Below are 10,102 nucleotides of genomic sequence, written 5' to 3'. Positions count from 1 at the left end.
TTTTAACCAGAGGTAATTATCAATTATCCATTATCAATTATCAATTAATGAAAGCGCTTTTCAAGTTGATGAACCACATCTTCATATCATGTCCGGTAGCATCGGTATTGCAAGTGAGAAGGTAAGGAAGAAGGAATAAGGAAGAAAGAAGAAAAGGAAAAAGCTTACATAAGGTAAATATTTCCCCAACTTTTACACGACGCGACCATACCAGCGGACATGATATCACAACCAAAACCTAGTAGGGAGGTTCCATGGAACCTCCCTACTGTGGTCTACTGAAATGAAAACCGCTGTAATACAGATTTAAGAGCGTGGGCGAATTTAAAAATTCATGCTCTCAATCTTTTCTTTCTCCTGACTCCTGACTCCTGACTCCTGACTCCTAGAGCGATACGATAAGTATTTAACCGGATTCTATATTATGCGTAACTGTTTAAAATAAAAAATAACGCTGCGCCATTGGTAACACAGAGGCGGGTTCACAAGTTAGAAGTTCACCATCTGCTCTCACTTCATAAGTTTCAGGATTTACTTCTATTTTGGGGGTGGCTTCATTGAGTTTCATGTCTGCTTTGCCGAGATTTCGTGTATTACTAACAGCTACAGTAGGAGTTTTTAAACTGATTTTTTCGGGTATTCCAGCATTTAATGCTTCTTTAGAAACAAAAGTCAAAGAAGTAGCGGGAGTTGCGCCACCAAAACTACCAAACATAGGACGCATATATACAGGTTGAGGTGTAGGAATACTAGCATTAGGATCGCCCATTTGTGCCCAAGCGATCGCTCCTCCTTTAATGACAATTTCTGGTTTAACCCCAAACATCGCAGGTTTCCAAAGGCAAATATCGGCTAATTTCCCTGTTTCAATGGAACCAACATAATTGGCAATACCGTGCATAATTGCCGGATTGATAGTATATTTAGCAATGTAACGTTTAGCCCGAAAATTATCTGCTACTTCTTCTGTATCGGCAGCTAAAACACCTCTTTGTACTTTCATTTTGTGAGCAGTTTGCCAAGTACGAATAATTACTTCTCCCACTCTACCCATTGCTTGAGAATCAGAAGCTATAGCGCTAAATGCTCCTAAATCGTGCAAAATATCTTCTGCAGCAATAGTTTCTTTGCGTATCCTAGATTCAGCAAAGGCTACATCTTCAGGAATATTTTTATCAAGGTGGTGACACACCATCAACATATCAAGATGTTCTTCTAAAGTGTTGACTGTAAACGGACGAGTCGGATTAGTTGAAGAAGGTAATACATTTTTGAGGGCGCAAACTTTAATAATGTCTGGCGCGTGTCCACCTCCCGCACCTTCAGTATGATAGGTATGAATTACTCGGTCTTTAAAAGCAGCGATCGTGTTTTCCACAAAACCTGCTTCATTCAGAGTATCTGTATGGATGGCTACCTGTACGTCATATTTATCGGCAACACTCAAACAAGTGTCAATAGCAGCAGGAGTTGTTCCCCAATCTTCATGGAGTTTTAAACCCATAGCTCCAGCTTGAATTTGTTCTACTAACCCTTCTGGTTTAGCACTATTTCCCTTGCCCAAAAATCCCAAATTCATCGGAAAAGCATCAGCAGCTTGCAGCATCATCCAAATATTCCACTCACCTGGAGTACAGGTAGTAGCATTAGTACCTGTAGCTGGGCCTGTGCCACCTCCTATCATTGTTGTGATACCAGAAGCGATCGCTATTTCTATTTGTTGAGGACAAATAAAGTGAATGTGACTATCTATTCCCCCCGCTGTAATAATATGTCCTTCTCCGGCAATAACTTCAGTAGATGGACCAATAATAATATCTACCCCATCTTGAATATAGGGATTACCTGCTTTGCCGATTTTATCAATCTTGCCGTCTTTGATGCCAATATCAGCTTTGACGATACCCCACCAATCTAAAATCAGGGCATTAGTAATTACTAAATCTACCGCTCCAGCTTCACTAGATATAGGTGATTGCCCCATTCCATCACGGATTACTTTACCACCACCAAACTTTACTTCGTCACCATAGGTGGTATAATCTCGTTCAACTTCAATAAATAATTCTGTATCTGCCAAACGCACGCGATCGCCTACTGTTGGTCCATAGGTATCAGCATACGCGCGTCTATTCATACGATAACTCATAATTTTAATTCCTTTTGTTGTAAGTAGTTGTGCTTTTAGAAATTTCCTTGTTGAGAGAGGCAACAGGCAACAGAGAGTTAGTAGGATATGTAATTAATTTTGCATAGGCACTTATATGTTAAAAAATGTAATTACAGCTTGTTAATTAACTCTCAAAGAATTTACGGAATAATTAAGGTCTAAAGCCTCTCCTTTTCAAGATAAAAAAATCATTTTACTCAATCATCTTCTTGTGAGGTAATTATTAATTATTGAAAGATAAATACTTTAGTTTTTTTAGAGCGAAAAAAGTGTGAAATTCTCGGTCACTCAAGCTAAAAAAGTTAGTATTTTGAGTAGACAAGGGCAGAAAAAGAAAGGAACAATTTTTCCTCCTAGCTCATCTATAATTTCCCTAACTCCTGACTCCTGACTCCTGGCTCCTGACTCCTAATTAGCAAACAACCTCTGAGGCAATTTTGGATGTTGCATTTGAGCAATATCAATAAAAGGAGTACAAGACCACATTTGCTCTAGATTCATTGATACGGCAGTTGAGCAAACTGCTTCAATATCTGGTACTAATTGGAGTAAAATTTGCTGTGTTTGTATATGTCCTAAAATACCCAAACGAATAGCTGCTCCCAATATATTAGTCACCAAACCATGCAAAAAAGCCAACACTGCATCTGGTTCCTTTAAACCTGCTACTGAAGTAATTGCACCAAAAATAACTGGATGTAAACAATGTATTTTCCCCCGAACAGCTTCTTGATTAAGAATTTCTAGTCGTTCGTCTTGCCAAGTAGAACTAGCCACCATTAGTAGAGCGCGTCCACTTTGACGCTGAGTTTCTCTATTTTTAGCGATCGCCGTTTGAATAAATAGTTGTTGATCTGCTTCTCTCACTGCCTCTAGATTTCCGTTTTTAATACCGCGATAACTCTGAATTAATGCTACCACATCACTCACTCCAACTTTGTTCCGTAATAATATTTGCAAGAAATACAAAATTTCTTGCTTTGACTGAATTTTTCCAGTTTGAACTAAAGTTTCTAGTCCGTGAGAAAAGGTAAAAGAACCACTTGGAAAAAAAGAATCAGATAACTGCATTAAGGCAAGTTGTTCGGGTATTTCAGTATTCATTAGGGATTAGTGAGTAGCGGACTGTTTCATCTAACAATAGTACAATAGTAGGGGCGGGTTTGTTTTTTAAATGAATGAGTTTAACCATTAGATGAAATAAACCCGCCCCAAATAAATACGCACACTCATTAGCTGTGTCAGTCCAGTAGGAGGAAATAATTGATACAGCATACTTCTAGCAAATAATGAAAATACTGTAGTGCGGACATCTTGCCCGCGATAGGTGTACCGAATAATTAATAATTAATAGTTGATAATTAATAATTATTCATTCAACAATTAAGGTTTAAAGCCTCCCCTTTCAAGGGGATCAATCAAAAAAAATTCCTTTTAGCCAATCCCCTTCTTTCAAGAAGGGGTAATTTTATTAATTATTAATTGTATTCCTACGGAATGCTGCGCAAACGGCTGTAGCCGAGATGAACATTGTTAATTGCTGAACATATAATAATGAGCAGCGGTATAATTTATATTCCATAATTGATTTGATTTTTTATTATTAGAAATGTCTATTTAGCTATGATGACTATGGTGGGAAAAATGGAAATGTTCTTGGGGAGAGCGCAATTCATAATCTATTTTTAAACCAGGAATTTTAAACTTGGCAATAGTGGCTTCAATTATTGCTGCATCTATAATTAATTGAATATAAATTTTATTTTTTTTAATAATTATTGGCCAGTGATGATTGCCCAAAACATGACCTAGATGAACTAATTCTATAGCATGGTTTTCTACAGGTTCAGTAAAACTTAATACCATCAATCTTTGCTCTTGTAGATGAATTAATAATAGCTTACCAGATTTGGTAATAAATACATCTCCTTCACATAGAGACCAATCTCTACTTTTGATAATACCTACAATTATTCCAGAAGTTGATTGAGCCTGAATTCTGCCTTTGCCACTATCGGTTTGACTCAAATATATCTCTAAACAATTGTCTAAAGTACAAGCTGATTTTACCTTTTTTGATAAATTGGAATCCTTTGTCAGATTACCTAGATAAGTTTCTGCTATTTCTCTAATTTGTTCGACCATTTAATTCATTTGGGAATATAGGGTAAACTGGAGCGGTTAGTTAAATGACGGACACAATTTAAAGCATATTTAATATACTTTTTTATATGTAGAGTTTTACTAGCTAAAACACGAATCAATAAACCTTTATTATTAGGTAATACAGAACTACCTAAGAGCAGATCGGAACAATTAGCTGCCTCAAGATTTTCCAGTGTTTGACTAAGTAACTCAAGATTACTATTTGGTTGAACAACAATTAAATTAGCTAGTATAGGTTTTGAAGCAAATATATCGCTATGCTTGAATAGATTGTGCTTTCCTTCTAAGTGAATAGTATCTCTAAAAAATACTTCTTCTGCCATTGAAATAATCTTTAACTGACCAAAATAATAGCGGAATTCGTACCACTCTCCCCTAGCAAGTCTACCAGGAAGAATAATCTCACTCCAAAAAAGTTCTGCGTTAGAGTCAAGTTGAATGTGAGTAGTTTGTTCCAATGCTGCATCTGCAAATAAAATTAGAGGTTCTGCTACTAATTCTAATCTCGCACCTGCTTCGACTATAATTTTTATATTAGTTGTTGCTTTGGTAGCTATTATTGGCATAGCATGAACTTTAATGGCAGCTTGATCAGTAAGATAAAGACTGGTTCCCTTTTCTAGATGTAAAGATAAACTCAAGTTATCTCCAGCTAATAACCCAGGCGATGTATTGGTAAGGTACAAGTAAGCAGTACGCGGATCGGTGGCATCCAGACGAAATACATTAGATAAACGCAAAGGATGAGTTGTATACTGATGAGTTACTACAGTTTTACCAAAACTATTCCGCTCTAGTTTTATGTCTAAATTATCTCTGCTCATCACTTTTTCAAATTCATTACTCACAAAGCAGTGCGAAATAAAATTCTCTCTAGAATAAAATTAACCACTTCATTCAATCCGACTCCTGTTTTACAATTAGTATAAGCAATAGGTTTACCTTGACGATATACTGGTGCTTGTTCACGAATTAAATCTAGATTGGCATTGACATAAGGAGCTAAATCGATTTTGTTAATTACTACTAAATCAGCTTGCACAAAACCAGGTCCTTTTTTACGGGGAATATCATCTCCTGCTCCCACATCTATGACAAAAATATAGGCATCTACCAAATCGTAACTAAAGGTAGAGGCAAGATTATCCCCCCCACTTTCAATAAGAATCAGGTCTAGATTAGGATATAGTTGTTCCAAATCTTGCACTGCTAAAATATTCATGGTTGGGTCTTCTCTTATAGCTGTATGAGGACAGCTACCTGTCTCCACTCCAATAATGCGATCGCTTGGTAAAATTCCTCCACTTTTGAGTCGCTGTGCGTCTTCAGTAGTGAGTAAGTCATTGGTTACTATGGCTACTTCAATACCTTGTTTGGTCAAAAGGGGAACAATACACTCTAGTAAAGCAGTTTTGCCACTGCCTACGGGACCGCCAATTCCTAACCTAGCTGTTGTTGCCATTTCAGTTATCAGTTAAAAGGATAGCAATATGATTTAAGTTGTGCGATATTGGAGACTTTTAGGGAACAGGGAACGGGGAACAGGGAACGGGGAAGAAGAAAATGTATCTTTTTGGAATAAGGAGGCTTGAAATACTGAATTTTCTTTTTTTTTATCCCTTTTAAAAGAAAGATTTAAGACCTTATTTTCCCATCATAGAAATCTTCTTTTTTTATTCTAATTTTTGATTAAGCAAAGCGTTAAAACCGTATATTTCTCGACTACCAGCGATCGCTACTAACTCTACTTCTTTTTCATCTCCTGGTTCAAATCTAACTGCCGTACCTGCTGGAATATTTAAACGCATTCCTTTAGTGGGGTCACGCTCAAATTTTAAGGCTGGGTTGACTTCATAAAAATGAAAATGAGAACCAATTTGAATCGGGCGGTCGCCTGTATTTCCTACCATTACCTGAATTGTTTTCCGCCCTGAATTTAATTCTATTTCACCTGTTTGAGTAATTATTTCTCCTGGAATCATTGTTATTTTAGTTGTTAATTGGTTTCCTGTATATTTAAAGATATATTGTTTAATTTCTTCCCACACCCCCCACACTCTTTCTGCAATTACTATGCACCACCACCTTACTTTATTGTATGGGATTGTGTACTGTCACTAACTTAGTACCATCTGGAAAGGTTGCTTCTACCTGCACTTCTTCAATCATTTCTGGTATCCCTTCCATTACTTCATCCTGTCTTAAAACAGTTCTGCCATGACTCATCAATTCGGCTACCCCTTTTCCTTCCCTAGCACCTTCTAATATAGCTGCAGAAATATAAGCTACTGCTTCAGGATAGTTTAATTTAATCCCTTTTTCCTTTCGTCTTTCTGCAACTAAAGCAGCAGTAAAAATCATTAATTTGTCTTTTTCTTGGGGTGATAGCTGCATTATTTTATCGATCTAATTTTTAATATTTTGACTAAATAATTAATAGTTAATAATTCAACAATTCAGGTTTAAAGCCTCCCCTTGGATAGGAGATAAAAGCAAAAATTTTCCTTTGAGTCAATCCCCTTCTTTTAAGAAGGGGTAATTATTAATTGTTAATTGTTAATTACTGAATAAGCTTCTCTACTAAGATTATCAAAAAACAAGTTAAGAAAAAGTTTTTATTGATACAAACTCGGCAATAAATTATATCAAATCTGATAGTCTCAGTACAATTTATCAAAAAAAATGGGTCTAAAACCCCACCTTTTAATACCAATTCACTTTAAGGATGTCACAAATAGTTTCCAACTTTAAATGTCAAATAATTGCCTGAAACTATTATATTGTCAAGGTTTTAAGCTGATAAAATCTGAATTTTGACTTCCGTGAAACGGTATAAAGCGAAATGTTTTTGGAGCGCGGCATAAATCCCCGTTACAAAAACAACTGTCAGATGTGTGTCTTACATTCTGTTTCCTTACGGATTCCACAGGAAACGGGGACCTCAGAATTACACACTCGCTTCTGACTTCCCCTCCACCGGAGGGGTTAGGGGTGGGTTTACTCCTGGCTTCCCTCCACCGGAGGGGCGGGGGTGGATTGGGTTATACCAATTCCCAAAAGTCTTGCTATACTTGGGCGATACTTCAGTTATTAACTTATCGGTACAATCAGAATCATTTTTTTGCTGATTTGAGCTAGTAATTATGTTAATTATTCTTATGTTTGCTTCTCTGTACGGACGCCCTTATGCAACGTCCCTACCTACTCCCCTACTCCCCTACTCTGAAATAGATAAAGTTTTTGAGAAATGGTATTAGGGGTAGGTTGACTTCTGACTTCTGACTTCGTTAAGGCTCGTAGGGGTTTGGAGACCAAACCCCTACCAAACTTAGACCGCGATCTATAAATCTTCTCCTTGAATCAGAGGGTCAGCACTTGCTCCACAGGGAAATATTCGGTAGTCGCCACTTCTAATTTAATTGGTTGCAACTCCACAGCACAAGCTTTTAACTCTGGTTGCCCAGACTCAGGACAAGCTTGAGGATGAGTCAAAGCATTTGCCTCGGCCTGATTTCCCCACAGTGCGCCCCAGTGCATTGGCACAAATACAGTACCAGGAGTAATAGCTTTAGTAATTTTGGCTGGAAATCTGCCATAGCCTCTTCGCGACCTTACTTCTACCCAATCATTTTCTGAAATCTCTAACCTCTGAGCATCCTTGGGATGAATTTCTATAAATGGCATCGGGTGCATTTTTTTAATTTTCTCAATACGTCCGGTACGAGTTTGAGTGTGCCAATGACCATATAACCGCCCACTTGTCAAGACAAAGGGATAATCAGGATTAGGTGGTTCTGCCAATCCTTGGGAATAATATGCTGCAAATCTTGCCTTACCATCAGGAGTATTAAATCGGAAGTCAGTATACAGACGTTCCTGAGATACTCCACTACTATCAGGGCAAGGCCATTGAGTCGGACCTTGTTCTCGGAGTCGTTGATATGTGATGCCTGTCATATCACAAGGGCGATCGCGTGTCAATTCTAGAAACTCAGCTCTTACTGCCTCCGAGTCAGCAAAATCAAACTGATTGACAAATCCTAAACGACGACCTACTTCCGCAAATATTTCCCAATCTGCTTTTGCTTCTCCTAAAGGTTCACGGAATTGAGGACACAAAGTCACCACTCGCTCCGAGTTCGTCATCGTACCTGTTTTTTCTCCCCACTGAGCAGCAGGTAATAACAAGTGAGCATACTCAGCAGTTTCCGTAGGGTAATAAGCATCCTGATAAACAGTAAAAGGCGATCGCAACAAAGCAGCCTTAGTCCGTTCTAAATCTGGCATACTTACAGCAGGATTAGTTGCAGCAATCCAGAAACAACCTATTTCTTGCCGTTCCAAAGCCATAATCATTTCCCAAGCAGTGCGACCAGGAACAGAAGAAATTTGTCCTGGAGTCAATCTCCACAACTGTTCTACTTCAGCCCGATGTTGAGGATTTTTCACCACTCGATAACCAGGCAAAATATGAGCTAGTCCTCCTGCTTCTCTGCCACCCATAGCATTAGGTTGACCAGTCAGAGAAAACGGACCTGCACCTGGTTTGCCAATATTACCTGTCATCAAATGCAGATTAATTAGAGTTCGCACTTTTGCCGTACCCTCTGACGATTGATTCATCCCCATTGACCACAAAGATAAAACTCGCTGAGACTTTCCCCAATAACGAGCTGCTTTTTCCAACTCGTCCAAGCGAATCCCACAATGTCGTGCTACGAGTTCCGGTGGGTAGTGACGAATCACTTCAGTATATTCAGGAAAACCAGTTGTACACTCATCAATGAACATTGCATCAAGCAAACCCCAACGCATTAGTAGATGAGCTATACCATTAAGCAAATCAATATCTGTACCTGGTCGAATTGCCAAATGTAGGTCTGCTGCTTCTGCAGTTTGAGTACGACGGGGGTCTACCACAATCATTTTCACTTTCTTATTTCTTTTGTGGTGTACCCGCAAACGGTTAAATATGATCGGATGACATTCTGCTGTATTAGTACCAATTAAAAATGCACAGTCTGTCTGTTCTAAGTCATCATAGCAACAGGGAGGACCGTCAGAACCAAAACTTTGAATGTATCCAGATACTGCCGAAGACATACAGAGGCGAGAATTGGCATCAAAGTTATTAGTTCCCAGACAGCCTTTGAGCAACTTCTGAGCAACATAATAATCTTCTGTTTGAAACTGACCAGATCCATACATACAAATTGCATCTGGTCCCTGGGTGAAGCGTACAGTTTGAATCCGGTTAACCACGCGCCGAAAGGCTTGTTCCCAAGTGACGCGACGAAAAGGTTCATCTAGGGTATCACGCATCATTGGATATTTGAGGCGACTTTTATCCAATGCTTCGCTCACCGTGGCACCTTTAACACAAACTTTGCCTTTACTTGATGGATGAGAGCGATCGCCTCGTACTTGCCAAATTGGATTACCTTTGCTATCTCTATTTGTTGCTTTTCCTGGCATTGCTGGTGGTGATACTTCTAATCCGCAACCAACACCACAATAGGGGCAAAGAGTTTTTGTAGGTTTCATAGTTTACTTAAATTTTTTTTACTAAAAAATAAATGAAATTATCATTAATATCAAATGCTCAGGACTTACGCAAAAAATAGAATTATACACGATTTGTAGGGGCGAATGGCCATTTTGCTCCGTGACATGTTTGCGGAGCATTCCGTCAGGAAAACGCCCCTACTAGATATGAGGTGCGACCCCGCGACGACGCCAGCTCGCTTGCGGAACGCGCACCAAGAT

The 10,102-nt window shown here is 38.6% G+C and carries 8 protein-coding genes; all 8 read right to left on the bottom strand.

The genetic code is table 11. The features are described 5' to 3' along the window. Positions 1-436: 436 nt before the first annotated feature. The 8 genes from ureC to ACP6PK_RS06230 all read right to left on the bottom strand — a co-directional run bounded on the left by ureC (position 437) and on the right by ACP6PK_RS06230 (position 9,880). Complete coding sequence (gene ureC, locus ACP6PK_RS06265; RefSeq protein ID WP_426558693.1) at positions 437-2,149, bottom strand: urease subunit alpha; 1,713 nt, start codon at positions 2,147-2,149, stop codon at positions 437-439. A gap of 429 nt (positions 2,150-2,578) precedes the next feature. Beyond that, positions 2,579-3,274 (bottom strand): urease accessory protein UreF, encoded by a 696-nt coding sequence (locus ACP6PK_RS06260; RefSeq protein ID WP_426558691.1) that lies wholly within the window; start codon positions 3,272-3,274, stop codon positions 2,579-2,581. A 513-nt stretch (positions 3,275-3,787) separates the two neighbouring features. Beyond that, positions 3,788-4,315 carry an urease accessory protein UreE gene (locus ACP6PK_RS06255; protein WP_426558690.1) on the bottom strand — a complete coding sequence of 176 codons (528 nt, stop codon included), beginning with the start codon at positions 4,313-4,315 and terminating at the stop codon, positions 3,788-3,790. A gap of 5 nt (positions 4,316-4,320) precedes the next feature. Then, entirely contained in the window at positions 4,321-5,184 is an 864-nt protein-coding gene (locus ACP6PK_RS06250; RefSeq protein WP_426558688.1) for an urease accessory protein UreD, read from the bottom strand. Then, positions 5,181-5,798: an urease accessory protein UreG gene (ureG, locus tag ACP6PK_RS06245; protein ID WP_426558686.1), complete on the bottom strand. Its 618-nt coding sequence runs from the start codon at positions 5,796-5,798 to the stop codon at positions 5,181-5,183. The genes ACP6PK_RS06250 and ureG overlap by 4 nt, the downstream gene beginning before the upstream one ends. A gap of 211 nt (positions 5,799-6,009) precedes the next feature. Further along, positions 6,010-6,318, bottom strand: a complete 309-nt coding sequence (locus ACP6PK_RS06240; RefSeq protein ID WP_426558701.1) for an urease subunit beta — start codon at positions 6,316-6,318, stop codon at positions 6,010-6,012. A 109-nt stretch (positions 6,319-6,427) separates the two neighbouring features. Beyond that, positions 6,428-6,730, bottom strand: coding sequence for an urease subunit gamma (gene ureA, locus ACP6PK_RS06235; protein ID WP_094675251.1), 303 nt, complete (start codon positions 6,728-6,730; stop codon positions 6,428-6,430). A 966-nt stretch (positions 6,731-7,696) separates the two neighbouring features. Beyond that, positions 7,697-9,880, bottom strand: a complete 2,184-nt coding sequence (locus ACP6PK_RS06230; RefSeq protein WP_426558683.1) for a molybdopterin oxidoreductase family protein — start codon at positions 9,878-9,880, stop codon at positions 7,697-7,699. Positions 9,881-10,102 lie beyond the last annotated feature (222 nt).

The organism is Dapis hubbardiae BLCC-M172 (assembly GCF_050016015.1).
Lineage (GTDB): Bacteria > Cyanobacteriota > Cyanobacteriia > Cyanobacteriales > Microcoleaceae > Trichodesmium.
The sequence above is the reverse complement of the archived record's forward strand: the minus strand, read 5'-3'. Positions and strand labels throughout refer to the sequence as shown.